The 22,771-nt window shown below is 71.7% G+C and carries 22 protein-coding genes and 2 pseudogenes; 16 read left to right on the forward strand and 8 right to left on the reverse strand.

Annotated elements, in window-relative coordinates; all coding sequences use genetic code 11:
• Nucleotides 1-8 precede the first annotated feature (8 nt).
• The 3 genes from O5O46_RS17045 to O5O46_RS17055 all read left to right on the forward strand — a co-directional run bounded on the left by O5O46_RS17045 (nt 9) and on the right by O5O46_RS17055 (nt 2,561).
• A complete protein-coding gene (locus O5O46_RS17045) occupies nt 9-512 on the forward strand; it encodes a flavin reductase family protein (RefSeq protein ID WP_269856290.1) in 504 nt (167 codons plus the stop codon).
• A gap of 246 nt (nt 513-758) precedes the next feature.
• Nucleotides 759-1,544, forward strand: coding sequence for an electron transfer flavoprotein subunit beta/FixA family protein (locus O5O46_RS17050; RefSeq protein WP_269856291.1), 786 nt, complete (start codon nt 759-761; stop codon nt 1,542-1,544).
• A gap of 54 nt (nt 1,545-1,598) precedes the next feature.
• Nucleotides 1,599-2,561, forward strand: a complete 963-nt coding sequence (locus O5O46_RS17055) for an electron transfer flavoprotein subunit alpha/FixB family protein (protein WP_269856292.1) — start codon at nt 1,599-1,601, stop codon at nt 2,559-2,561.
• Nucleotides 2,562-2,613: 52 nt separating this feature from the next.
• Here the strand turns inward: O5O46_RS17055 and O5O46_RS17060 are convergent, their stop codons facing one another.
• The gene (locus O5O46_RS17060; protein ID WP_269856293.1) at nt 2,614-3,789 is read right to left on the reverse strand and encodes a trans-sulfuration enzyme family protein; all 1,176 of its coding nucleotides are present in this window, start codon (nt 3,787-3,789) and stop codon (nt 2,614-2,616) included.
• 155 nt (nt 3,790-3,944) lie between these two features.
• On the opposite strand from O5O46_RS17060, the gene O5O46_RS17065 reads away from it, so the two are divergent.
• Together O5O46_RS17065 and O5O46_RS17070 are read left to right on the forward strand one after the other, a co-directional pair.
• Nucleotides 3,945-4,424 carry an Lrp/AsnC family transcriptional regulator gene (locus O5O46_RS17065; protein WP_269856294.1) on the forward strand — a complete coding sequence of 160 codons (480 nt, stop codon included), beginning with the start codon at nt 3,945-3,947 and terminating at the stop codon, nt 4,422-4,424.
• Nucleotides 4,425-4,519: 95 nt separating this feature from the next.
• Nucleotides 4,520-5,785 (forward strand): DUF6986 family protein, encoded by a 1,266-nt coding sequence (locus tag O5O46_RS17070; RefSeq protein ID WP_269856295.1) that lies wholly within the window; start codon nt 4,520-4,522, stop codon nt 5,783-5,785.
• Between the two features lie 277 nt (nt 5,786-6,062).
• Here O5O46_RS17070 and O5O46_RS17075 read toward each other — a convergent pair whose 3' ends face one another.
• Nucleotides 6,063-7,049 (reverse strand): LacI family DNA-binding transcriptional regulator, encoded by a 987-nt coding sequence (locus tag O5O46_RS17075; protein ID WP_269856412.1) that lies wholly within the window; start codon nt 7,047-7,049, stop codon nt 6,063-6,065.
• Between the two features lie 215 nt (nt 7,050-7,264).
• Here O5O46_RS17075 and O5O46_RS17080 point away from each other — a divergent pair, with 215 nt between their 5' ends.
• Nucleotides 7,265-8,260, forward strand: a complete 996-nt coding sequence (locus O5O46_RS17080) for an ROK family protein (RefSeq protein ID WP_269856296.1) — start codon at nt 7,265-7,267, stop codon at nt 8,258-8,260.
• Nucleotides 8,261-8,623: 363 nt separating this feature from the next.
• Here the strand turns inward: O5O46_RS17080 and O5O46_RS17085 are convergent.
• Together O5O46_RS17085 and O5O46_RS35555 are read right to left on the reverse strand one after the other, a co-directional pair.
• Nucleotides 8,624-8,938, reverse strand: a pseudogene (locus tag O5O46_RS17085) (NPCBM/NEW2 domain-containing protein); the annotation flags it as partial.
• A gap of 12 nt (nt 8,939-8,950) precedes the next feature.
• Complete coding sequence (locus tag O5O46_RS35555; RefSeq protein WP_443072552.1) at nt 8,951-9,259, reverse strand: hypothetical protein; 309 nt, start codon at nt 9,257-9,259, stop codon at nt 8,951-8,953.
• A 320-nt stretch (nt 9,260-9,579) separates the two neighbouring features.
• Between O5O46_RS35555 and O5O46_RS17090 the strand changes: the two genes are divergently transcribed.
• The gene (locus O5O46_RS17090) at nt 9,580-10,629 is read left to right on the forward strand and encodes an NUDIX hydrolase (RefSeq protein ID WP_269856297.1); all 1,050 of its coding nucleotides are present in this window, start codon (nt 9,580-9,582) and stop codon (nt 10,627-10,629) included.
• A 43-nt stretch (nt 10,630-10,672) separates the two neighbouring features.
• Here the strand turns inward: O5O46_RS17090 and O5O46_RS17095 are convergent, their stop codons facing one another.
• A complete protein-coding gene (locus O5O46_RS17095) occupies nt 10,673-12,046 on the reverse strand; it encodes a dipeptidase (protein ID WP_269856298.1) in 1,374 nt (457 codons plus the stop codon).
• Nucleotides 12,047-12,175: 129 nt separating this feature from the next.
• Between O5O46_RS17095 and O5O46_RS17100 the strand changes: the two genes are divergently transcribed.
• Complete coding sequence (locus O5O46_RS17100) at nt 12,176-13,402, forward strand: geranylgeranyl reductase family protein (RefSeq protein ID WP_269856299.1); 1,227 nt, start codon at nt 12,176-12,178, stop codon at nt 13,400-13,402.
• 155 nt (nt 13,403-13,557) lie between these two features.
• On the opposite strand, the gene O5O46_RS17105 is transcribed toward O5O46_RS17100, so the two are convergent.
• Entirely contained in the window at nt 13,558-14,028 is a 471-nt protein-coding gene (locus tag O5O46_RS17105; protein ID WP_443072553.1) for a nitroreductase family deazaflavin-dependent oxidoreductase, read from the reverse strand.
• Between the two features lie 129 nt (nt 14,029-14,157).
• Here O5O46_RS17105 and O5O46_RS17110 point away from each other — a divergent pair, with 129 nt between their 5' ends.
• The 3 genes from O5O46_RS17110 to O5O46_RS17120 all read left to right on the forward strand — a co-directional run bounded on the left by O5O46_RS17110 (nt 14,158) and on the right by O5O46_RS17120 (nt 16,867).
• The gene (locus O5O46_RS17110) at nt 14,158-14,850 is read left to right on the forward strand and encodes a TetR/AcrR family transcriptional regulator (protein ID WP_269856301.1); all 693 of its coding nucleotides are present in this window, start codon (nt 14,158-14,160) and stop codon (nt 14,848-14,850) included.
• Nucleotides 14,851-14,942: 92 nt separating this feature from the next.
• Entirely contained in the window at nt 14,943-16,205 is a 1,263-nt protein-coding gene (locus O5O46_RS17115; RefSeq protein WP_443072554.1) for a sensor histidine kinase, read from the forward strand.
• Nucleotides 16,202-16,867: a response regulator transcription factor gene (locus O5O46_RS17120; protein WP_269856302.1), complete on the forward strand. Its 666-nt coding sequence runs from the start codon at nt 16,202-16,204 to the stop codon at nt 16,865-16,867. Before O5O46_RS17115 ends, O5O46_RS17120 begins: the two co-directional genes overlap by 4 nt.
• A gap of 11 nt (nt 16,868-16,878) precedes the next feature.
• Here the strand turns inward: O5O46_RS17120 and O5O46_RS17125 are convergent, their stop codons facing one another.
• Together O5O46_RS17125 and O5O46_RS17130 are read right to left on the reverse strand one after the other, a co-directional pair.
• Nucleotides 16,879-17,637, reverse strand: a complete 759-nt coding sequence (locus O5O46_RS17125; protein ID WP_269856303.1) for a maleylpyruvate isomerase family mycothiol-dependent enzyme — start codon at nt 17,635-17,637, stop codon at nt 16,879-16,881.
• A gap of 46 nt (nt 17,638-17,683) precedes the next feature.
• Entirely contained in the window at nt 17,684-18,898 is a 1,215-nt protein-coding gene (locus O5O46_RS17130; protein ID WP_269856304.1) for an MFS transporter, read from the reverse strand.
• 17 nt (nt 18,899-18,915) lie between these two features.
• Here O5O46_RS17130 and O5O46_RS17135 point away from each other — a divergent pair, with 17 nt between their 5' ends.
• The 5 genes and pseudogenes from O5O46_RS17135 to O5O46_RS17155 all read left to right on the forward strand — a co-directional run.
• On the forward strand, nt 18,916-20,139 hold the full coding sequence (locus O5O46_RS17135; protein WP_269856305.1) for an ROK family protein: 1,224 nt from the start codon (nt 18,916-18,918) through the stop codon (nt 20,137-20,139).
• Between the two features lie 168 nt (nt 20,140-20,307).
• Nucleotides 20,308-20,589, forward strand: coding sequence for an SHOCT domain-containing protein (locus O5O46_RS17140; RefSeq protein ID WP_269856414.1), 282 nt, complete (start codon nt 20,308-20,310; stop codon nt 20,587-20,589).
• Between the two features lie 107 nt (nt 20,590-20,696).
• Nucleotides 20,697-21,011, forward strand: coding sequence for a hypothetical protein (locus O5O46_RS17145; protein ID WP_333482384.1), 315 nt, complete (start codon nt 20,697-20,699; stop codon nt 21,009-21,011).
• A 108-nt stretch (nt 21,012-21,119) separates the two neighbouring features.
• Nucleotides 21,120-21,395: a hypothetical protein gene (locus O5O46_RS17150; protein WP_269856306.1), complete on the forward strand. Its 276-nt coding sequence runs from the start codon at nt 21,120-21,122 to the stop codon at nt 21,393-21,395.
• 202 nt (nt 21,396-21,597) lie between these two features.
• Nucleotides 21,598-22,765, forward strand: a pseudogene (locus O5O46_RS17155) (FtsX-like permease family protein); the annotation flags it as partial.
• Between the last annotated feature and the right edge of the window lie 6 nt (nt 22,766-22,771).

Here is a 22,771-nt window from a genome sequence, read left to right on the forward strand (position 1 = left end):
ACAACTCCATGACTGCTTCGACCGATCTCGGATCCGCCCCTTCCGCGACCGATGTCTTCCGCTCCGTCTTCCGTCGGCACGCCGCCGGAGTCGCGGTGATCACGGCGGACGGTGCCCGTCCGGTCGGCTTCACCGCCACCTCGCTCACCTCCGTCGCCGCCGAACCTCCCCTTCTCTCCTTCGGCATCAGCATCGGCTCGTCGAGCTGGCCGACGGTCGCCGCGGCCGAGCACGTCGGAGTGCATGTCCTCGGTGAACACCAGGAGGAGTTGGCGGCTACGTTCGCCCGCAGTGGTGCGGACCGCTTCGGGCCGCCCACCGTCTGGCGCAGCGGCCCGCACGGGGTGCCGCTGCTGGAGGGCGTCTCCGCATGGTTGGTGTGCCGGGTGGTGGCACGCGTTCCGGCCGGTGATCACCGCATAGTCGTGGCCGAGGCCGTGCACGGCGACCCGCACGGTCCCGGCCGCCCGCTGCTGTACCACCAGGGCCGCTTCAACGCCCTGCGGCACTGAATCCTCCCCGTCCGGGTCTGCGGTAGGGCGTCGGCAAGGTCACAGTTCAACGGCCTTGCGGACTGGGAATCAGCCGAGTGTACTGGCGAGTAATATTTCGGTTGGAGCGCCTAGGAGTCCCGGCCGAAAGTCGCCGTCGAAGGCGCCTATGCTGCCTTCACAGGGCAGTTACTGGGTTCCACGGCCCACGACGCCGGTGCGGTGTCGCGGCCCGGACCGCCGAACCGATGCAGTAGGAGAGCAGGCGTGAGCTTGAGGATCGTAGTCGCTGTGAAGTACGTGCCCGACGCCACGGGCGACCGTCACTTCGCCGAGGACCTGACCACCGACCGCGACGCCGTGGACGGCCTGCTGTCGGAGCTGGACGAGTACGCGGTCGAGCAGGCGCTGCAGATCGCCGAGGAAGCCGACGACGCCGAGATCACCGTGCTGACCGTCGGCCCCGAGGACGCCAAGGACGCGCTGCGCAAGGCACTGTCCATGGGCGCCGACCAGGCCGTGCACGTCGAGGACGACGGCCTGCACGGCACCGACGCGCTGGGCACCTCCCTGGTGCTGGCCAAGGCCATCGAGCACGTCGGCTACGACCTGGTGGTGTGCGGCATGGCGTCCACCGACGGCACCATGGGCGTCGTCCCCGCGATGCTCGCCGAGCGCCTCGGCGTCCCGCAGGTCACGCTGCTGTCCGAGGTCAAGGTCGAGGACGGCAAGGTGACCGGCCGCCGCGACGGCGACGCCGCCAGCGAGCAGCTTGAGGCCCAGCTGCCCGCCGTGGTGTCCGTGACCGACCAGTCGGGCGAGGCCCGCTACCCGTCGTTCAAGGGCATCATGGCCGCCAAGAAGAAGAAGGTCGAGTCGCTCGACCTGTCGGACCTGGGCATCGAGGAGGACGAGGTCGGTCTCGCCGGTGCCTGGACCAAGGTCGACAGCGCGGCCGAGCGCCCGGCCCGCACCGCGGGCACGATCATCACGGACGAGGGCGAGGGCGGCAAGCAGCTTGCCGCGTTCCTCGCGGAGCAGAAGTTCATCTGAGCCGCCGAGCCGCCTTCCCAACGCCCCTTCTTATACGCGCAGGAGAGCAATCCCATGGGTGAAGTCCTCGTCTACGTCGACCACGTGGACGGTGCCGTCCGCAAGCCGACCCTCGAACTGCTGACCCTGGCCCGCCGGATCGGCGAGCCGGTCGCCGTCCACCTCGGCCCGGGTGCCGAGACCGCCGCGGCCACGCTGGCCGAGCACGGCGCCGTCAAGGTGCTCGCCGCCGACCTGCCGGAGTTCGCCGAGTACCTGGTGGTACCGAAGGTGGACGCCCTGGAGCAGGCCGTCGCCGCCGTCTCGCCGGTCGCCGTCCTCGTACCGTCCTCCGCCGAGGGCAAGGAGATCGCCGCCCGCCTCGCGGTGCGCCTCGGCTCCGGCATCATCACCGACGCGGTGGACCTGGAGGCCGGGGACGAGGGCCCGGTCGCCACGCAGTCGGTGTTCGCCGCCGCGTTCACCACCAAGTCGCGGGTCACCAAGGGCATTCCGGTGATCACGGTCAAGCCGAACTCGGCCGCTCCGGAGGCCGCCCCGGCCGCGGGCACCGTGGAGCCGCTCGCGGTGACCGTGGGCGAGAAGTCCACCGGCACCAAGGTCGTCTCGCGCACCCCGCGCGAGTCCACCGGCCGCCCCGAGCTGACCGAGGCCGCGATCGTGGTCTCCGGTGGCCGCGGTGTCAACGGCGCCGAGAACTTCAAGGTCATCGAGGACCTCGCCGACTCGCTCGGCGCGGCCGTCGGCGCCTCCCGCGCCGCCGTGGACGCCGGTTGGTACCCGCACAGCAACCAGGTCGGCCAGACCGGTAAGTCCGTCTCGCCGCAGCTGTACATCGCCTCCGGCATCTCCGGCGCGATCCAGCACCGGGCCGGCATGCAGACCTCGAAGACCATCGTGGCCATCAACAAGGACGCCGAGGCGCCGATCTTCGAGTTGGTCGACTACGGCGTGGTCGGCGACCTCTTCGAGGTCGTGCCGCAGCTGACCGATGAGGTCAAGGCCCGCAAGGGCTGACCCGCGAAGCCGAGGGGCCACGCGGATCGCTCCGCGTGGCCCCTCGCGCTGTTCAGGCCCGCCGCAGGGCCTGGTCCAGGTCCTCGTAGAGGTCCTCCACGTCCTCCAGTCCCACCGACACCCGAAGGATCGAGGCGTTCGGCTTGGCCTCCGCGGCCACCGGACGGTGGGTGAGCGCCGCCGGGTGCTGGATCAGCGTGTCCACGCCGCCCAGCGACACCGCGTGCGTGATCAACCGGCAGTTCGCCGCCGCACCGGCCGCCGCCCGGTAACCGCCGTGCACCGCAAGGGAGATGACCGCGCCCGGCCCTGACATCTGGCGGCCTATCAGCCCCGACGGGTCGCACTCGGGCAGGCCCGGATAGAAGACCCGCTCGACGGCGGGGTGTTCGGCCAGCCGCCCGGCGAGCTTGTCCGCGGACGCGCACTGGTGGCGTACCCGCAGCGGCAGCGTCTGCAACCCGCGGTGCAGCAGGTATCCGGCCAGCGGGTGCAGGATGCCGCCGGTCAGCGCGCGCACCGGACGCAGCCGGCGGGCCCACTCGGCGTTGGTCGCCACCACTCCGGCGAGCACGTCGCCATGACCGCCGAGGTACTTCGTCGCGCTGTGCACCACCAACGTGGCACCGTGTAGGGCGGGTTGCTGGAGCACCGGGGTGGCGAAGGTGTTGTCCACCAGCAGCGGCACATCGCCGCAGCGCTCGGCCACGGCCGCCAGGTCGATCAGCTCCAGGGTCGGGTTGGCCGGGGTCTCCACCACCACCAGCCCGGTGTCCGGTCGCAGCGCCTCGGCGATCCGGTCCGGCTCCGCCCAGGTCACCTCGGTGCCCAGCAGGCCGGTGGCCAGCAGGTGGTCGGTGCCGCCGTACAGCGGCCTTACCGCGACCACATGGCCCCTGCCCTCGGCGCGCGCGGCGAGCAGACAGGCGGTGATGGCGGCCATGCCGGAGGAGAACGCCACCGCCTCGGCACAGTGCTCCACCTCGGCCAGCGCCTGCTCGAAGCGGGCGGTCGTCGGATTCCACAACCGCTGGTAGACATGGCTGCCGCCGTCGAACGGCGTGCCGCCGGTCGCCAGTGCCTCGTAGCTTTCACCGCCGATCTCGACGTCCGGCAGCGGATTGGTCGTCGACAAGTCGACGGGCGGCACATGCACGCCCAGCGTGCGCAGGTCCCCGCGTCCGGCGTGTACGGCGGCGGTGTCCGGACGAAGTGCGGTCGGCTGCATTGACGGCCCCTATCTGTGATGCGCGGCCTGCGGTGGCTCGTGGCTGGCGCCATGGTGAAGAATCCGATGCCCGAACTGGTGAGTAGCCGCAGATAATTCGCGGACCGGCCGAAGGGCCTTGGCAATGTGCGGTGTCAAGAGTCATTCTCGGCCGTATGCCGAAGAATCAGCAGGCCGATGACCTCGGGCCGGTCGACCGTTCGATCCTGGACCTGCTGGCCCAGGACGCCCGGATGCCGAACAGCGCCATCGCGGCGGCTGTCGGCGTCGCGCCGTCGACCTGTCTGTCCCGCATCCGCTCACTGCGCGAGCGAGGGGTGATCCGTGGGTTCCGGGCGGAACTCGATCCCGCGGCGCTCGGGCTCGGCATCCAGGCGATGATCTCCGTGCGGCTGCACTCGCACCGCAGGGACCAGGTGGACCGCTTCGTTCGGGAGGTGCCGCGGCTTCCCGGTGTGGTGGAGCTGTTCCATGTCTCCGGGGCAGACGACTACCTGCTGCGGGTGGCGGTGCGGGACTCCGACGCCTTGCGGGACTTCGTGCTCGATCACCTCACCACTCACCCGGCGGTGCAGCACACCGAGACCAGCCTGATCTTCGGGCACATACGGGGGCGGCTGCTGCCGCCCGACTGACCTGGGTGACCGGGCATTGACGTTGACGCTGGGACGCTGGGAAAATCCGCTGTGCGGATTGGGTATTTCGGTTTGCGGAATCTGGAGGGTGTCGGATGGGCTCGGACGATATGCCGGTGGCGACCAGCCTGTCGGGGGCGGTACGGGACGGAGTGGCCGCATCCCTCGCCGGGGTCGACGCGGAGCTGGCCCGGCGCTATCCGGGGGATCCCGGCACCCGGCAGCCGGTGCACACCGTCTACGTGCCTGCCGATGCCTTCGCGGCCGACACCGTGCGGGTCTGGGGGGAGCAGGCGCTGGACCTGCTCGATCGGCATGCGCCTGATGCCGGGTCCTTCGCCGCGGCGCTCGGGCTGCCCGACGGGCTCGCCGGGCAGGTCTACGAGCGGGTGCGGGGCAAACTGCGCAGCGAGCCCGTCGAGGATCTGCGGATCGACTTCGAGGACGGGTACGGTCCGCGCTCCGACGCGGAGGAGGACGCCGCCGCGGTCCGCGCGGCGCGGCTGGTGGCCGCCGCGGTCGCCGACGGGAGTGCGCCGCCGTTCATCGGCATTCGCATGAAGTGCATGGAGGCCGCCGTGCGGGACCGTGGCATCCGCACCCTGGACGTCTTCCTGACCGGGCTCATGGCGGCCGGCGGGCTGCCGGACGGGCTGGTCCTCACCCTGCCCAAGGTGACCTTTCCCGAGCAGGTCTCCGCGATGGTGCGGCTGTGTGAGGAGTTCGAGAAGGCGCACGGGCTTGAGGCGGGACGGGTCGGCTTCGAGATCCAGATCGAGACCACCCAGGCGATCCTCGGGCCGGACGGCACCGCGACCGTGGCGCGGCTGATCGACGCGGCCGAGGGGCGCGCCACCGGGCTGCACTACGGGACGTTCGACTACAGCGCGGCGTGCGGGGTGAGCGCGGCGTACCAGTCCATGGACCATCCCGTCGCCGACCATGCCAAGGCCGTGATGCAGGTCGCCGCCGCCGGTACCGGGGTGCGGCTGTCGGACGGTTCCACGAACGTGCTGCCGGTCGGCGGAAGCGAACAGGTGCGGGCGGCTTGGCAGTTGCACTACGGGTTGGTGCGCAGGTCGCTGGCGCGCGCCTACTACCAGGGGTGGGACATGCATCCGGGGCACCTGCCGACCCGGTACGCGGCCGTCTACGCCTTCTACCGTGAGGGATTCACGGCCGCGGCGGAGCGGCTCGCCGCGTACGTCGCTCGGGCCTCCGGTGATGTCATGGACGAGCCCGCTACGGCTCGGGCCCTCAGCGGGTACTTGCTGCGGGGGATCGAGTGCGGGGCCGTCGACCTTGCTGAGGTCACGGCTGTGGCGGGGGTGGGGCGGGAGGTGCTGCTCGGGTTGCGGTGAGCGGGCTTTCCCGCCCGCCCGCCTGTTGGGCCCGCAGGGGTGCGGCCGCTTGTGGCTCGCTGCTCCTTGGGCCTCGTATCCGTCACCGACCAGCTGCGGGCGCGGAGGATGGCGTGCCGGGGCGCCCCCGCAGCGACCTCGCGTGTACCGCGAGTGTGAGGCGGTGGTTGGAGTGAGGAGACGACCCGGCGCGCCTTCGACCTCCAACAGGCTGTGCGCAACGGTGAGATACGGGCGCCGGTGATCGGGTCTGCGGGGAAATGCCCTCAACGCACCGTCACTGGGGCGGGGGCAGCTCCCCGGACCCCCGGGGAATGAGCCGCCCGGGCAACTCGACGCGTCGGGGCTCCGCCGTCTCCCCGTCGAGGCGGCGGAACAGCATTTCCGCCGCGGTCCGGCCCAGCCGGGCCGGGTCCTGCGCTATCACCGTGACTCCCGGCCGCAACAGATCCGCGAGTTCGAAGTCGTCGAAGCCCACCAGCGCGATCGGACGATCGCGCTCGGACAGCACCCGCACCGCGGTGACCGTCACCCGGTTGTTGCCGGAGAACAGTGCGGTGATGGCGTCCGGCCCGGACGCCATGCGCTCCAGTTCGGCCCGAACCCGATCCGGCGCGGTGCCGCCCATCGACACCCAGTCCTCGCGCACGGCGAGGCCGTGCGCGGCCATCGCCTCGCGATAGCCGCGAACGCGTTCGTCCGCGGTGTGGATGTGCGGGCGGTCGCCGATGAAGCCGATTCTCCGGTGACCGTGCGCGATCAGGTGGGCCACACCGTCTCTGGCGCCCCCCGCGTTGTCGGTGAGTACCGCGTCCGCGTCGATCCGGCTAGCGGGGCGGTCGACGAAGACAGTGGCGATGCCCGCGGCGATCTCCGGTTCGAGGTAGCGGTGGTCATCGCTGGCCGGAACGATCACGAGTCCGTCCACCCTGCGGGCGCACAGCGCCAGCGCCAACTCCTCTTCGCGTTCCGGTACTTCGGCGCTCGATCCGGCGAACAGCAGGCTGCCGTTGGTCCGGGCCACCTCCTCGACAGCGCGGCTCAGCGGGGAGTAGAAGGGGTCGGCCAGATCCTCCAGGACCAGGCCGATACTGGCTGTGCGGCCCTTGCGCAGGATGCGGGCGCTGTCGTTCCGCCGGAAGCCGAGTGCTTCTATCGCGGCGCGAACCCGCGACTCGGTGTCGGCGGTGACACCGGGCTCGCCGTTGACGACGCGGGAGACGGTCTTCAGGCCGACGCCCGCCCTGGCGGCCACGTCCTTCATCGTCGGGCGGCTGCCGTACCGTACGGCGGTGGCGGTGGGGCGGGGGACGTGCTGGGAGTCGGGCACGGGCGGCAGTCCTGTCGTCGAGCGCACGGGGTAACGTGAGCCTAGGGCTAGACAACGTTGTCAACAAGGGCCAGACTACTCTGGCTCGCCACCGCCCAGGGGTCGCCCCCGTACGGGACGCCAACGTGGACAAGGGAGACACCGTACCGATGCACAGCGAAGGCGCCGCAGTGCGGGTCCCGGCCGTCGAAGGGCCGGTCGTGGCCCTCGATATCGGCGGAACGAAGATCGCGGGAGCGCTGGTCGACAGCACCGGGCGGCTGCTCGTACGCGCTCAGCGGCGCACCCCGGCCGCGGAGGACGGTGAGACGGTGATGCGCGCGGTCGCGGAGGTGCTGCGCGAGCTGGCCGTCGACCCGTCCTGGGCGCGGGCGAGCGCCGTCGGTATCGGCAGCGCCGGGCCGGTCGATGCCTCGACCGGTACCGTCAGCCCGGTCAATGTCCCGGGGTGGCGCGGATTCCCGCTGGTCCAGCGGGTCCGGGAGATGACCGGAGAGCTGCCCATCACCCTTTCGGGGGATGGGGTGGCCATCGCAGCGGCGGAACACTGGCAGGGCGCCGCCCGCGGCTATGACAACGCGCTGTGCATGGTGGTGTCCACCGGTGTCGGCGGCGGATTCGTACTGGGCGGTGCGCTGCACCCGGGGCCCACCGGGAACGCGGGGCACATCGGGCACATCAGCGTCGATCTCGACGGGCCGCCGTGCCCCTGCGGTGCGCGCGGCTGCGTGGAGCGCCTGGCCAGTGGCCCCAACATCGCCCGACGTGCGCTGGAGGAGGGCTGGAAGCCGGAGGACGGCGCCGAACCGACCGCCGCGGCGGTGGCCGCCTCGGCGCAGGCCGGGGATCCGATAGCCCGCGCCTCCTTCGAGCGGGCCGCGCAGGCGTTGGCCGCCGGGATAGCGGCCTGCGCGACCCTGGTGGAAATCCAAGTGGTGGTGATCGGCGGGGGAGTGGCGGGGGCCGGTGAGGTGCTGTTCGGTCCGCTTCGCGAACAGTTGCGGCGCTACGCCACGCTGTCCTTCGCCTCGGGGGTTGAGGTGGTTCCGGCCCAACTGGGCACGGACGCGGGCCTGGTGGGGGCCGCCGCCGCGGCCTACGGTGCGGCGGCGGCGGCAACTGCTGGGGCGGCGGATGCCGGTTGACGTTCGGGGACTCGGCTTCCGGGGGGCGGGGGCTGGCACTCGTCGGCGTTGGAGGCCGGGGTGGCGGGCGCGGGGTTTGCGGAAACATCTGAGGCGGCTGCTGGTCGCGGTGCCAGTTTGTCTGGTGTTGATGGGGCGTGGCGCTAACCGCTGTTGGTGCTTGGCTGGTTGATGTCGGTGGTGGCGTGAGCGCCTACGCCTCTGCGCTGGCGCGCTGGCCGAGCGGGAACTGGCTGCGGCGGCCAGCGTCAGGGCGTGGCGTTCGACGGCGGTGTCCGAGGGGCACGTGGCCTGGCAGGTGGGGGCTGGGCGGCGGCCGTTCGGGTGTGTGAAGCGCTGAGTCGTTGGGGTGGCGGCCGCGATGATTGGGCGGTCGGTGGCCTTCGGTGCGTCGCGCATCGTGGTGTAGCGGTGCTTGGCGTCCACGCTTTGGGTGTTGCAGTTGTCGTATTTCAGGTAGTCCACTCCCTGGTCGGTGAACTGCCGTGCGTAGGGGTACTCATGGCCAGAGCGCCTGGGAAGCCTTTGCTGTGGCAGGTCTTTGTGCCCGCGCTGGTGTAGACGTTTGAGTCCCTTGGCGTGCACATAGTCAGCGATTGCCTTGAGGCCGTACGGGAGCTGGGCGGAGTCAGGCGCCCAGTGGCCGTTGGCGTCGCGGTTCGGGACCGCCCAGCACTCGTTGAGGTTGACCTAGCGGTAACCGGCCACTTTGAGGCCCTTGCTGACGAAGAGGTCAGCGGTGCCCTTGACCATCGCCTCGTTGAGGTAGGGGCCGCCGTGCGTGCTGTTCCAGTTGTTGAAGCCCATGGGCGGGGTGCGGGCCAGCCCGTTGTTGAGCAGCGGGTTGGGGGTTCTCGCGCGTCGGAGGGGAGGGGGCGGTGGTTTGGCGCTGGTGGGTTGCGGCGGTGGCGGGGTGGCCAGCCCGGCGGAGCACAACAGGGCTGTGCCCAGCGCCGCCAGGGCTTTGTGGTGTGCGGTGCCGGTGGCGAGGGGGTGCATGGCTGCGGTGTCTCCTTCCGGTCGGTCGACGTGCCGCTGGTGCTGTTGAGCCGACCTGTGAGTGCGTCATGTTCCCGTCAGGCTCGATCGGTTACGTTGGATGGTGTTTGGGATTGGTGGGAGGCGGTGAGTGGCGGGTTGTGTTGTGCCGCTTTTGTCTGAGTGGGCGGCGTGCGAGGCTGTTTGGTGGTGGTGAGTTTCGATGATGGCTGGATGAGGGTGGGCGGCATTGGGTTCCATTGCGGTCTCGCCGCGCCCCGCGCGTTTGCCCGACCGTGCCGCCCGGGCACTTCTTAGGGGGCTACGGAGGAGGGGGCACCGTGATCGTCTGGCTGAACGGCGCGTTCGGTGCGGGAAAGACCAGCGCCGCCCGCGAACTGATCGACCTGATACCCGGAAGCACCCTGTACGACCCCGAACTGATCGGCAGCACACTGCGGTTACTGCTGCCGGAGAAGCGTCTCGGTGAGATCACCGACTACCAGGAGCTGCCCTCCTGGCGGCGGCTCGTCGTCGACACCGCGGCCGCTTTGCTGATGGAGACCGGCGGGCCGCTGGTGACGCCGATGGCGCTGCTGCGTCAGGACTACCGGGACGAGATCTTCGGTGCGCTGGCCGCCCGGGGCATTCCGGTGAGACATGTGCTGCTGCGGGTTGAGGAAACGATCCTGCGGGAGCGCATCGCGCACCGCGAGGAGGTGCCCGGCGACCCGGAGGCCAGCGCCTCGGTGCGCCGCTGGTGCCTTGACCATCTCGCCGCCTACCGTGCGGCGCTGCCCTGGCTCACTCGGGACGCCCATGTCCTCGACGTCGGTGGCGCACCGCCGCGCGAGATCGCGGAGCGCGTCGCGGTCGCCGTGGGAGAGGGCGCTGGCGCCTGTGGCATCGTGCAGACGCCCGAGCCGACCCGGGAGACGCTGGCGGCCGGGGTGCTGCTGTTCGACGAACGCGACCGCGTGCTGCTCGTCGACCCAACCTACAAACCAGGCTGGGAGTTTCCCGGTGGCGTGGTCGAGCGCGGTGAGCCGCCGACGCGGGCCGCGCTGCGCGAGGTCGCCGAGGAACTCGGCGTCGACCTCGGGACCGGCGCGGGTCTACGGCTGCTCGTTGTCGACTGGGAGCCGCCACGGCCGCCGGGCTTCGGCGGGCTGCGGCTGCTGTTCGACGGCGGCCTGCTGACCGCCACCGATGCCGGGCGGCTGCTGCTGCCCGCGGCCGAGTTGCGCGGCTGGCGCTTCGTCACCGAGGACGAGGCGTCCGTTCTGCTGCCGGCCGAGCGGTTCGCCCGCCTCCACTGGGCGCTACGGGCTCGCGCCCAGGGAAAGGCGATAGACCTCGAAGCGGGCGAACCGATCGCGGCGGTCGACTAGCTGTCGAACGGCACGATTCACCGCTGGACGGTCACCATGCGCTTCAGCCGCGCTTGCTGTGTGCGTAGTTGGCCAGGAACAGTGCCTCGGTGAGCGACATCCGCTCCAACTCCTGCGGTGAGACGCTCTCGTTCACCGCGTGGATCTGGGCCTCCGGCTCGCTCAACCCGATCAGTAGGATCTCCGCCCCGGGGTAGAGCGCGGCCAGGGTGTTGCACAGCGGAATCGAGCCGCCCTGCCCGGCGACCTGCATCTCGGTGCCGTCGTAGGCCGCGCGCATCGCCTCCGCCATCGCGGTGTACGCCGGGCTGGAGGTGTCCGCGCGGAACGGCTGGCCCTCACCGCGCTGGGTGACCTTGACCCGCGCGCCCCACGGTGCCGCCGACCGAAGGTGGGCGCTGAGCGCATCCTGGGCCTTGCTGGCGTCGGTGCCCGGCGGCACCCGAAGGCTGACCAGGGCACGGGCGCTGGCGTGCACCGACGGGGTGGCGCCCACCACCGGCGGGCAGTCGATTCCCAGCACGGTGACCGAGGGGCGCGCCCACAGGCGGTCGGCGATGGTGCCGGTACCGACCAGGCCGACACCGTCGAGCACCTTGGCGTCCGCGCGGAACTCCTCCTCGCCGTACTGCAGCCCCTGCCAACTCGCGTCCGGCTGCAGGCCGTCCACGGTCGTGGAACCGGACTCGTCACGCAGCGAGTCGAGTATCCGGATCAGCGCGGCGAGCGCGTCGGGCGCGGCGCCACCGAACTGGCCGGAGTGCAGATTGCCTTCCAGCGTCTCGACGCTGACCTCGGCCAGCGTCATCCCGCGCAGCGTCGCGGTGACGGTGGGCAGCCCGACCCGGAAGTTCCCGGTGTCGCCGATCACGATGGTGTCCGCCGCGAGCAGCTCGGGGTGTGCCTCGGCGTACTGCTGGAGCCCCCCGGTGCCCTGCTCCTCGGAACCTTCGGCGATCACCTTCACCGAGACCGGGACACCGCCGTGCTCGCGCAGTGCCCGCAGCGCGGTCAGATGCATCACCAGACCGCCCTTGCAGTCGGCCGCGCCGCGCCCGTACCAACGGCCGTCGCGTTCGGTGAGCTCGAACGGCGGGCTGATCCACGCTGATTCGTCCAGAGGCGGCTGCACATCGTAGTGCGCGTACAGCAGGACCGTGGGCGCTCCCTCGGGCCCGGGCAGGAAGCCGTAGACGGACTGGGTGCCGTCCGGGGTGTCGAGCAGCGCCACGTCCTGGAAGCCTTCCACGCGCAGTGCGTCGGCCACCCAGCGCGCGGCCTTCTCGCACTCGCTCTTGGGGAACTGGCGCGGGTCGGCGACCGAACGGTAGGAGACCAACTCGGCGAGTTCGGCCCTGGCTCGGGGCATCAGTGCGGCGACCGCCTCGGCGAGTGGGGCGTGCGAGGCCTGCGACATGGGCGCTCCTTGTGGGTGCGGTGGTTGGTGGGTGCGGGTGACCGCGCAGCCGATGGTCCCATAGCGGACCAATTCGCGCCGCGCCATAGGATGCGGGAGACCGGCAGACGAAGCGGGAGCGGAACACACGTGAGCAGCGACTACGCAGCGCGGGGCGGGGAGACGGCGGACGGCGGGCACCCGGAGGTGTGGGACGTCGTCGTGGTGGGCGCCGGGCCCGCGGGCGCCAGCGCCGCGCACGCCGCGGCCTCCGCCGGGCGACGGGTGCTGCTGCTGGAGAAGGCCGAGCTGCCGCGCTACAAGACCTGCGGGGGCGGCATCATCGGCCCGTCCCGCGACGCCCTGCCGCCCGGCTTCGAACTCCCGCTGCGCGACCGGGTGCGCGCGGTCACCTTCAGCCTCAACGGCCGGATGGCCCGCACCCGCCGCTCCCGCCGGACGCTGTTCGGACTGATCAACCGGCCCGAGTTCGACGCGCAGCTGACCGAGGCCGCCCAGCGTGCCGGTGCCGTACTGCGCACCGGTACCCAGGTCTCCCGGGTCGAGCAGCACGGCCCCGCCGTGCCCGATCGCCGGACGGTGGCGGTCGTGCTCAGCACGGGTGAGACGCTGCTGGCTCGCGCTGTCGTCGGCGCCGACGGCAGCGCCAGCCGGATAGGCGCTCATGTCGGGGTCAAGCTCGACCAGGTCGACCTCGGCCTGGAGGCTGAGATCCCGGTGCCCGCCTCCGTGGCGGAGGACTGGGCGGGCCGGGTGCTGGTCGACTGGGGCCCGCTGCCCGGTAGTTACGGTTGGGTCTTTCCCAAGGGCGACTCCCTTACGGTCGGGGTGATTTCAGCGCGTGGGCAGGGTGAGGCGACCAAGCGGTACTTCGAGGACTTCATCGCCCGGCTCGGTCTGGCGGGCTTCGAACCCAGCGTGTCCTCCGGCCACTTGACCCGCTGCCGGGCCGATGACTCCCCGCTCTCCCGCGGGCGGGTGCTGGTCTGTGGTGACGCGGCCGGGCTGTTGGAGCCGTGGACCCGCGAGGGCATCTCGTACGCGCTGCGCTCGGGGCGGATGGCGGGTGAGTGGGCGGTCCGCATCGCCGAGGCGCAGGACGCGGTGGACGCGCGGCGCCAGGCGCTCAACTACGCGTTCGCTGTGAAGGCCGGTCTGGGTGTGGAGATGGCGGTGGGCCGCCGGATGCTGTCCGTCTTCGAGCGCCGCCCGGGTCTGCTGCACTCGGCGCTGATCTCGCTTCCGCCCGCCTGGAACGCCTTCGCCGGGATCACCAACGGTTCGACGTCGCTGGCCGAGATCGTGCGCAACCACCCCATGGCCGGGCGGCTGCTCTCCGGCCTGGGCCGCCCGTAACGTCTTCTGGGGCGACGGAGCCGTGGCCCCTGGGTCGCGGGGTTCGGCGGCATCGAGTGGGCCGCTGGTGTCGACGGGTGGTGAAGGGGCGGGTCAACTTGCCGCTGCTTCGTCCTATTGAGAGTTCGCGGCCGGTGGCGTCCTGGGTGCCCGGGTCAGGCTTGCTCGGTTATGCGGAAGACCGGGTGGTCGGGGGCTATGCGCAGTAGCTCCTCGTCCGAGGAGTTGGGATTGACTCCCTTGAAGAACGCTCCGACCTGCCACTGCCATCGGGCGAGGTAGGTGCGGAGCAGTTCTGGCTTCTCCGCGTCGGGCACCTCCTGTGCGGTGAACCGCTCGATGTGGTTGCCCAGCCGCAGTTCGCCGCCTCCGGCCGCGCGCAGGTTGCGCACCCACTGGGTCTGGCCGCGGGGCGCGACCAGGAAGCGCTGTGCTCCGACGGTCACCGGGTTGACCGGATTGCGCCGCCACTCACCGCTTTTGCGTCCGCGCACCGCCAGTTCGCGGGAGCCCGCGATGCTGATGCCGTGCCGCGTCAGCCAGCCGACGGCGTTGTGCAGGAGCTGGACCTGGATCCGGCCCGGCTTGAGATAGCGCTGCTCAGTCACGGCGGTTCCCCATCGCATTGGTGAGAGCGGTGCTCTCGTTCCAGATCAGTCTGGCATCGTCGACGCACCCGCGCAAGAGCACTGCTCTCATTTATGTCCTCCGATCCGGTTGTTGGCTGCCGCTCCGTGAACTGGCAGACTGTGGCCATGAGTGTGATCCGAGGGGCCAGGGAACGCGCGCGCATCGAGGTAACCGCCGCCATCAAGGACGAGGCCAGGCGCCAGCTGGCCGCCGAGGGCGCCGCCCGGCTGTCCCTGCGGGCCGTGGCGCGGGAGCTGGGCATGGTCTCCTCCGCGCTCTACCGTTACTTCCCGAGCCGGGACGAGTTGCTGACGGCGCTCATCATCGACGCCTACGACGCCGTCGGCGAGGCCGCCGAAGCCGCCTTGGGCGAGACCGCCGGTGACGCTCCCGTCGCACGCTGGACGGCGGTGTGCCGTGCGGTGCGAGCCTGGGCGCTGGCGCATCCGCACGAGTACGCCCTGCTGTACGGCTCGCCCGTGCCCGGATACACGGCTCCGCAGGACACCGTCGCGCCCGCCTCCAGAGTCGGTCTGGCGCTGGTGGCCATCGCCCGCGACGCCCAAGCCGCGGGCGAGTTGACCCCACCTGCCGACGAACCGCTGCCCGATGAACTGCGCACCGATGTGGAACGGTTCGCTGCCCTGCTGGCGGCCGATCTGCCGGAGCCAACGCTGGCCGGGCTGACAGCCGCGTGGTCGCAACTCTTCGGCCTGATCGGCTTCGAGGTCTTCGGTCACTTCCATCGCGTGGTGGAAGCCCGCGACGCGTTCTTCGACCACTCGTGCGCCGTGCTCGCCCGGCAGGTGGGGCTGTAGGGCGCCGGGCCGCCACCTACTTCCCCGGGAGTACGGACGATCACCACGTGCGAGGGACGCCGCGGCGGCCCCGCCCGGTCTAGCGTTGCGGCATGAGCGACGATCAGGTGCCCCGGCGCGAGTGGCCCGGTGGCGCCGCACTGCGGGGTGGCCCGCCATGGGGCGTTGGCCCCTGGATGCGGAACGGGCCGGACTCGCCGCTCCGCTGGCCCGTGCGGTCCTCGCTCGCCGTCGCCTTCATCCAGGTGATGGCCTCGACGTTCGCCAGCCGCCACGCTGTCGACCAGGTCCACCTCAACGCGCTCGGCTATGCCCTGCTGCTCGCCGGGCCAGCACTGCTCGTGCTGCGACTACGGCTGCCGCAGGTCGCGGTGTACGGAACGATGGTCACGACCCTTGGCTATCTGGCCGGCGGTTTTGCCCGGGGGCCGTTCTTCCTCTGCTTCCTGGTCGCCTTCTGCTCCGCCGTCGTCCACGGCCGCCGCCGGGATGCCTGGGCCGCCGCGACCGGGCTGTACGCGGGTCACCTGCTGGTCGGCCACTGGCTCTACCGCTGGCTGCCGCCCGCCGGCCAACCTGCCCAGGGCTGGGGCCAGGAGTTCGGGATCGCGGCCTCGCTGCTGGCGTTGGGCGCCGTCGCCGAACTGATCAGAGTGCGCCGGGAACAGTTCGTCCGGGCCCGCCGGGAGCGCGCCGAGGCCGAACGGCACCGGGCCGACGAGGAGCGGCTGCGGATCGCCCGGGAGCTGCACGATGTGATCGCGCACAGCCTGTCGGTCATCAACGTCCAGGCTGGCGTGGGCCTGGCGTTGATCGACGAGCGCCCGGAGCAGGCGCGGATCGCGCTGACCACCATCAAGGCCGCGAGTAAGGAGGCGCTCGGCGAGGTGCGGCAGGTGCTCGGGACGCTGCGCTCCCCGGGCTCGGCGCCACGTACCCCCGCACCGGGCCTGGACCGGATTCCGGAACTCGCCGGGCAGGCGGCGGCTGCTGGGCTTCAGGTCAGCGTTGACATCGACGGAAGGGCACGGACGCTGCCGCCAGGCGTGGACCTCGCCGCGTTCCGGATCGTTCAGGAGGCGTTGACCAACGTGGTGCGGCACTCGGGCGCCCGTACCGCTCGGGTGCGGATCGGCTACCGGCCGCGGGAGGTGGAGTTGCGGATCGACGATGATGGGCCCGCCACCGCGGGCGGCGACTCCGGAGGCGGCAACGGACTGATCGGCATGCGCGAGCGGGCGGCGGCCCTCAGCGGCGGCGTCGAGGCCGGTCCGCGCGGTGACGGCGGATTCCGGGTGGTCGCCACGCTTCCGGTGACCGGGCTGGACGGCGTGGTGACGGAGGAGGACCGATGACACGGGTGGTGCTGGCGGACGACCAGGTGCTGGTGCGTGCCGGATTCCGTGCGCTGCTGGACGCGCAACCCGATATCGAGGTGGTCGGCGAGGCTGCCGACGGTCAGGAGGCGTTGCGTCAGGTCGCCCGGCTCAAACCAGATGTCGTGCTGATGGACATCCGCATGCCGGTGCTCGACGGGCTCGCCGCCACCCGCCGGATCACCGGCGACCCGGCGCTGACCGACGTCAAGGTCGTCATCCTCACCACCTTCGAACTGGACGAGTACGTCTTCGAGGCGATCCGCTCCGGCGCCACCGGGTTCCTGGTCAAGGACACCGAACCGGACGAACTGCTGCGGGCGGTACAGGCCGCGGTGGCCGGGGACGCCCTGCTGTCGCCCGGCGTGACACGGCGGCTGATCGCCGAGTTCGCCGCCCGCTCCAAGGAGCCGGCGGCGGCCGAGGGCATGGAGCAACTCACCGAGCGCGAGCGTGAGGTGATGGCGCTGGTCGGCATCGGGCTGTCCAACGACGAGATCGCCCGCCGCCTGGTGGTCAGCCCGCTCACCGCCAAGACGCATGTGAGCCGGGCCATGGTCAAGCTCGGCGCCCGGGACCGCGCCCAACTCGTCGTGCTGGCCTATGAGTCCGGCCTGGTGCGGCCCGGCTGGCTTGGCTGAGCCGACAAGGCTCAGGTGACCGACGAGTTGTCGCGCAACAGCTCGGCCAGCGAGCCGTCGCCGGTCACCTCGATGCCGTCATACGGTCCCCGGTTCCACAGTGCGAGGTAGAGCGCGGTGGCCGGGCCGCTGAAGGCGCAGTCGGGCGTTCCGATGCCGACGGGCGGCGCGCCGTCCGTACGCTCCACGCGCGGCGGGTCCTGGGACAGCCGAAGCCACCAGTCGACCGGGCCGGAGGGGCCGTCCGCCGCTTGTATTCGCAGCACCCGCGGCGTCTGGCAGCGCAGTCGGCTGCGGGATCCGGCCAGGAAGCCGGTCAGCAACTCGTCGATGCCATCGAGGGCGAAGTCGGTGCGGTACGGGGAGTGGCCCTTGCCCAGCGCGGCCTCCGCGTCGAAGCGGTGGATCGCCGTCTCGTGCGCCTGGCGACGGGCCCAGAACTCCAGCGGGGAGGGGGCGGGCAGGAAGGCCCAGCACTCCAGGTCGGCCGGGGCCGCGGTGAGCCGGTCCAGCAACTGCCGGTGGCCGTCCCTGTACCAGGAGGCGAGCGCCTCGTCCGGCGGGGCGTCGACCACCAGCCGCGCGGGCTGCGTCGCCCCCGCGACGAAGCCGGTCGCCCAACGGTGCACGCCGCCCAAGTGCGCGACCAGATCGCGTACCCGCCAGTCGGGGCACGGCGGCACGGGCGCGTCCCACCCGGCCGCCTCCGCCGCATCCGCCAACAACTCGCCGTCCTGGCGGAGGATTTCGATGAACTCGGCTGTTTCCATGACCACATGGTGGCACCGGGGTCTGACAACGGCCCTCGGGGTGGCGTCACGCCGTGCGTGGCTCCGCGTTGCGCACCGTGAAGGCGATCAGCGCGGCGGCCGCCGCCAGCAGCGCCACCGTGGTCAGCGCCAGTGGCAGCCCCACCGCCTCGGCGAGGAAGCCGATCGAGGGCGGCCCGAGCAGCATGCCGCCGTAGCCGAGCGTGGACGCGGCGGCGACCCCGCCGGGTCCGGCCAGTGCCCCGGCCCGAGCGATGGCGACCGGGAAGATGTTGGCCAGGCCCAGGCCGGTCACCGCGAATCCGGTCAGCGCCAGCCACGGCAGTGGGGCGAGCGCTCCCAGCAGCATCCCGGACGCGGCGGTCAGCCCGCCGAGGACCAGGGTGCGGGTTTGACCGAAACACTCCAGCAGTGCGGTGCCCGACAGCCGTCCCACGGCCATGGCCAGCGCGAACGGCGCGTAGGCCGCCGCCGCGAGACCTGGTCCGCTGTCCAGGTCCTGGGTCAGGTGCAGCGCGCTCCAGTCGGCCAGCGCTCCCTCCCCGTACGCGGTGCACAGGGCGATCAGGCCGAACACGCCGACGAGCCAGCGGGTTCCGGTACCGGCGCGCGGGCGCACAGGCGCCGATTCCACCGTCTGGGTGCGGGGCGCCGCGTGCCGCAGCAGTACCCGGCCCGCGACCGCCGACACCACCAGGGCGACCGGGGTGAGCAGGAGCAGGTGCCGGGTCGGTGACAGGTGCGGCGCGACCAGTCCGCCGAGCCCGGCGCCCACCAGTCCGCCGAAGCTGAACGCCGCGTGGAAGCCTGGCATGACCGGGCGCCGTAGCGCCCTGACCAGGTCGACGGCGGCACTGTTCATGGCGACGTTCAGCCCGCCGTACGCGGCGCCGAAGACCAGCAGGACCAGTCCCAGGGCCAGCGCCGAGTGGGTGAGCGGCGGCAGCGCTACGCTGAGCGCCAGCAGCGCCGCGCACCCCACGGTGACCGGATGGCTGCCGAACCGGTGGCACAGCCGCCCGGTGATGACCATCGTGGCGACCGCCCCGGCGGACACGCCGAGCAGCGCGAGGCCCAACGCGCCTGAGGAGGCGCCCACTTGGGCCTTGATGGCAGGGATGCGGACCACCCATCCGGCGAAGACGAATCCGTCCACGGCGAAGAAGGCGGTGAGCGCGGTGCGCAGGGCGGTCAGAGGGGTACCGGACGGCCTGTGGGCGGTTCCAGTGAGGGCCGTCCGTATTTTGTTTAGCGTCGGCACAAAGTAAGAATAGGACCGTGACGCAGACTCGGACAAGGCTTGAGAGGGGGCGCGCGGCGCTGGGCCCCGCGCTGGCGCTCGTACACACCGGGCGCGCGCCCACCCGTGCGGTGCTCACCGCGGAGCTGGGGGTGACCCGGGCGACCGCCGGTGCGGTGGCCGCCGAACTCGAAACCCTCGGGCTGATCCGGGTGGACACCCGCCCCACCGTGGAGGCCGGTTCGCAGGGCCGCCCCTCGCACCGGCTCCAGGTCGCCCCCGACGGGCCGGTGGTCCTTGCCGCCCAGGTGCACGCCGACGGCTTCCGGGCAGCCCTGGTCGGCCTCGGCGGGCGCATCATCGCCACCACGCCCGGCTGCATGACGGTGCCCGCCGACCCGGCACACGTACTCGGTCTGGTCGTCGAGGCCGGGGTGGAACTGCTGAAGTCCTCCGGACGCGACTGCGTCGGCGCCGGACTCGCGGTGCCGTCCGCGGTGGCCGAGCCCGAGGGCACCGCGCTCAACCCGCTCCACGTCGCCTGGCCCGCCGGTGCGCCGGTGAGAGATGTCTTCGCCGAGCAGATCAGGGCACACGGTGTCACCGGCCCGAGCGGCGCTCCGGTGGCTTCCTTCGTGGGCAACGACGTCAACGTGGCCGCGCTAGCCGAGCACCGGCACGGCGCGGGACGCGGTGCCCAGCACCTGCTCGTGGTCGCCACCGGGCACCGTGGTGTGGGCGGCGCCCTGGTGCTCGACGGCCGGCTGCACACCGGCAGTTCAGGCCTCGCCCTGGAGGTCGGCCACCTCACCGTCAACCCCGAGGGACGCCCCTGCCACTGCGGCAGCCGCGGCTGCCTGGACGTCGAGGTCGACCCGGTGGCCTTCCTTGAGGCCGCCGGACGGCCGACGAGCCCCGAGGTGTCGCTGCTGGACAGCTCGGCCCGACTGCTGCGCACGGAGTACGACGATCCGCTGGTGCGCTCCGCCGCCGAGGCGCTCATCGACCGGCTCGGTTTGGGACTCGCCGGACTGGTTAATGTGCTCAACCCCGACCGCATCGCCCTGGGTGGACTGCACCGGTACCTGTTCGAGGCCGATCCGGAGCGGCTGCGCGCCGTCGTCGCCGACCGAAGCCTGTGGGGGCGCAGCGGCTCGGTGCCGATCCTGAGCTGCTCGCTGGACCACAACAGCCTGGTCGGCGCCGCGGAGCTGGCCTGGCAGCCGGTGCTCGATGACCCGCTGGAGGCACTCGCCGGGTAGCAGCCGCAGCCGATGCCGGTACTTCTGGCGAAGTACGCACACTGGCGCCTGCCATACGACGACCAGAACTGCCCGACGCGCGACGCTCGATGGTGTCCGCGACCACCCATGGCCGCGGACCGGAAACCGGTCAACGAACGGACCGGTGGCATCGAGGAGTTGAACGTCATGAACCTCCTGGCAGCCCCCTGGCACGAGGGTGGACCCGGCCCCTGGATCCTGCTGTTCCCACTGGTGTGGACGGCGGGGGTTATCGGCGTGGTGACCGTGCTGCGGCGCACCGTGTGGCGGGGCCGGGGCGGCCCTTGGGCGCGGCCGTTCCCGCCGCGGTCGGACGAGCAGTCACCGGTGGCCGTGCTCGGGCGCCGGTTCGCGGGCGGTGAGATCGACGAGGACGAGTACTGGCGCAGGCTGTCCGTGCTGGACGAGCGGTTCGGCGGTGCGCGATGACCGCCGCCAGCGCGGTACGTACCGTCGCGCACGCCGCCCAAGTTCGCGACGGGTGAAGGTTTAAGGGCATCGGCGACACAGAGGCGCGGGCACTCGACGGAGTGATCGTGGGGCTTCCCCGGATGCGCTTCACCACGACCACGGGACCCTCGGGCTCCGGCAAGTCCACGCTGATGCGCTGCGCGGCCGGGGCTCGGCACCCTCACCTCCGGTTCCGGGTACATCGGCGACACCGAGCTGGGGGGTCGCTGATCGACGGCCAGTTGACGCTGCTGCGGCGGGAACACGTCGGGTTCGGCTTCCGGTCGTTCAATCTGGTGGCCCGCCCTCACTGTCGTCGAGAACGCGACGCCGCGCACAAGTTGGGCCGCACCGTGATGGTGGTCACCGCGCCCCCGGTGGCCACCGGTCAGGCGACGTGATGTTCCTCGCCGACGGACGGCTGGTCGAGCGCATGTAACGCCCCACCTCGGCCGGGTAGTTGACCGGATGAGGGCGTTTGACGGGCGGGCGCGACAGAAGGCACGCTCATGACCGTCACCAACGGCGGCCGGGTCGGCCTGAGGCTGGGCCTCGCCTCGTTGCGGACGTACAAGCGCCGGTTCGCCGGAACGCTCCCCGCGGTACTGCTCGGGGTGTCGGTCCACTGGGGCCGGGGGGCGGGACGCCACGTCCGCAGTTCGAACGTCGTCGCCGTGTCCGGCAAGAGCCAGGGTGTTCGGCAGCCGGTGGACACCGCGCCCGTGCGCACGGTCCTCGGTGTGCCAGGGGTCGCCGCCGAGCCCCGCATTGAGGGCGCCGGGTAGCTGACCGGCGATATGCGCTTGGCGCGCAGCAGCCAGGTCATCGGCTCGACGCTGGCTGAGCCGCTGGACGTCGCCGTGGTCGCGTCAACCGCCGGGCTGTTCGGCGGAACCGCAGCGTGGCCGAGCTGCAGGCACTGTTTCCTGGTCACCGCGGTCGGGGCGACGATCACGGGGGAGGGGGCCGCGTTCATCGTCGTGATATCCGGTAGCGGTCGGATACGCCGTTCGGGTACTCGGCGCCCCGCTCGCCCGGCTGCGCGGGGTCACGTGGGCGCTGGTCCGGGGCAACGCTCTGCGCGGCCCCAAACAGACGGCAGCCACCGCGACCGCGCTGATGACCGGGGTGGCTGTGGTGACCTGTTCATGGCATTCGGCGCCTCGCCGAATGCCACCTTGCACCAGACCGTCTCGCGGTCCTTCGCGTGCGATGTGGCGGTCAGCGCACCGGCGTTCGGCGCGGGCGGCAGCGGACTGAGCCCGCGGCGGGCCCCGCCCTCGCGAGGCTTCCGCAGGTGGCCACCGCCGTCGGGCTCGGCAAGGGAACGGCCCAGGTGAACGGCGCCGGTGCGCAGTTGACGGTCGCGGATACGGCCGGGCTCAGGCGGGCGGCGGACTTCGGGAAGGCCGACGGCGCGCCCCACGCGATGGGTACGTGGAGCACCGCGCTATGTGGCGATCAGGCCGTCAAACATGGTTGGCGGGTCGGTTCCAGCACGAAACCGCTGTTCACCGACGGCAGCGCGCAGCGGTTCACGGTCGGCGCGATCTACCAACACGCCGATCGCATGGGCGACTACGTGATCCGACGCCAGGCATGGGAGCCGCACCGAACTCAGGACAGCGTCACGCTAGTCGCGGTCTCCCTCCGGCCCGGGGCGTCCGTGTCCGACGGCAAGGCCGTGGTGACACGCGTCGCCGCCGGGCACGGGAACCCCACGGTACGGACCCGCGCCGAGTACGCCAAGTCCTCGGCGTCGGGCATCGACACCACGCCCATCCTCGTCTACGCGCTGCTGGCGCTGGCCGTCCTCATCGCGCAGCTCGGCATCACCAACGCGCTCACCCTCGCGGTCCACGAGCGGACACGGAAAGGGGGGCTGCTGCGCGCGGTCGAGCAGACCCGGGCGCAGCTGCGGGCGGTGGTCCGCTGGCAGTCGGTGCCGGTGGCCGCGTTCGGCACGGTCGGCGGTCCGGGGCTCGGCGCGTTCCTGCGCCGGGCGCTGGTGCGTGGCGCCGACTCCTCGGGAGTCAGCGCCTTTTCGGTACCGCCGGTGCGGTCGGTGGTGGTGCCGCTGGTCGGGCTGATGGCCGGGCTGGGGCCAACGCGGCGGGCGGCCCGGCCCGATGTGCGCCGGGCGGTCGCCGCGGAGTCAGCG

The organism is Streptomyces sp. RPT161 (genome assembly GCF_027533845.1).
Classification (GTDB): Bacteria; Actinomycetota; Actinomycetes; order Streptomycetales; family Streptomycetaceae; genus Streptantibioticus_A; species Streptantibioticus_A silvisoli_A.

Coding starts and splice junctions, on each gene's coding strand:
- O5O46_RS17045 (WP_269856290.1), top strand. CDS start 9: ATGACTGCTTCGACCGATCTCGGATCCGCCCCTTCCGCGACCGATGTC.
- O5O46_RS17055 (WP_269856292.1), top strand. CDS start 1,599: ATGGGTGAAGTCCTCGTCTACGTCGACCACGTGGACGGTGCCGTCCGC.
- O5O46_RS17060 (WP_269856293.1), bottom strand. CDS start 3,789: ATGCAGCCGACCGCACTTCGTCCGGACACCGCCGCCGTACACGCCGGA.
- O5O46_RS17065 (WP_269856294.1), top strand. CDS start 3,945: ATGCCGAAGAATCAGCAGGCCGATGACCTCGGGCCGGTCGACCGTTCG.
- O5O46_RS17070 (WP_269856295.1), top strand. CDS start 4,520: ATGGGCTCGGACGATATGCCGGTGGCGACCAGCCTGTCGGGGGCGGTA.
- O5O46_RS17075 (WP_269856412.1), bottom strand. CDS start 7,049: ATGAAGGACGTGGCCGCCAGGGCGGGCGTCGGCCTGAAGACCGTCTCC.
- O5O46_RS17080 (WP_269856296.1), top strand. CDS start 7,265: ATGCACAGCGAAGGCGCCGCAGTGCGGGTCCCGGCCGTCGAAGGGCCG.
- O5O46_RS35555 (WP_443072552.1), bottom strand. CDS start 9,259: ATGCACCCCCTCGCCACCGGCACCGCACACCACAAAGCCCTGGCGGCG.
- O5O46_RS17095 (WP_269856298.1), bottom strand. CDS start 12,046: ATGTCGCAGGCCTCGCACGCCCCACTCGCCGAGGCGGTCGCCGCACTG.
- O5O46_RS17105 (WP_443072553.1), bottom strand. CDS start 14,028: ATGCGATGGGGAACCGCCGTGACTGAGCAGCGCTATCTCAAGCCGGGC.
- O5O46_RS17110 (WP_269856301.1), top strand. CDS start 14,158: ATGAGTGTGATCCGAGGGGCCAGGGAACGCGCGCGCATCGAGGTAACC.
- O5O46_RS17115 (WP_443072554.1), top strand. CDS start 14,943: ATGAGCGACGATCAGGTGCCCCGGCGCGAGTGGCCCGGTGGCGCCGCA.
- O5O46_RS17120 (WP_269856302.1), top strand. CDS start 16,202: ATGACACGGGTGGTGCTGGCGGACGACCAGGTGCTGGTGCGTGCCGGA.
- O5O46_RS17125 (WP_269856303.1), bottom strand. CDS start 17,637: ATGGAAACAGCCGAGTTCATCGAAATCCTCCGCCAGGACGGCGAGTTG.
- O5O46_RS17140 (WP_269856414.1), top strand. CDS start 20,308: ATGAACCTCCTGGCAGCCCCCTGGCACGAGGGTGGACCCGGCCCCTGG.
- O5O46_RS17150 (WP_269856306.1), top strand. CDS start 21,120: ATGACCGTCACCAACGGCGGCCGGGTCGGCCTGAGGCTGGGCCTCGCC.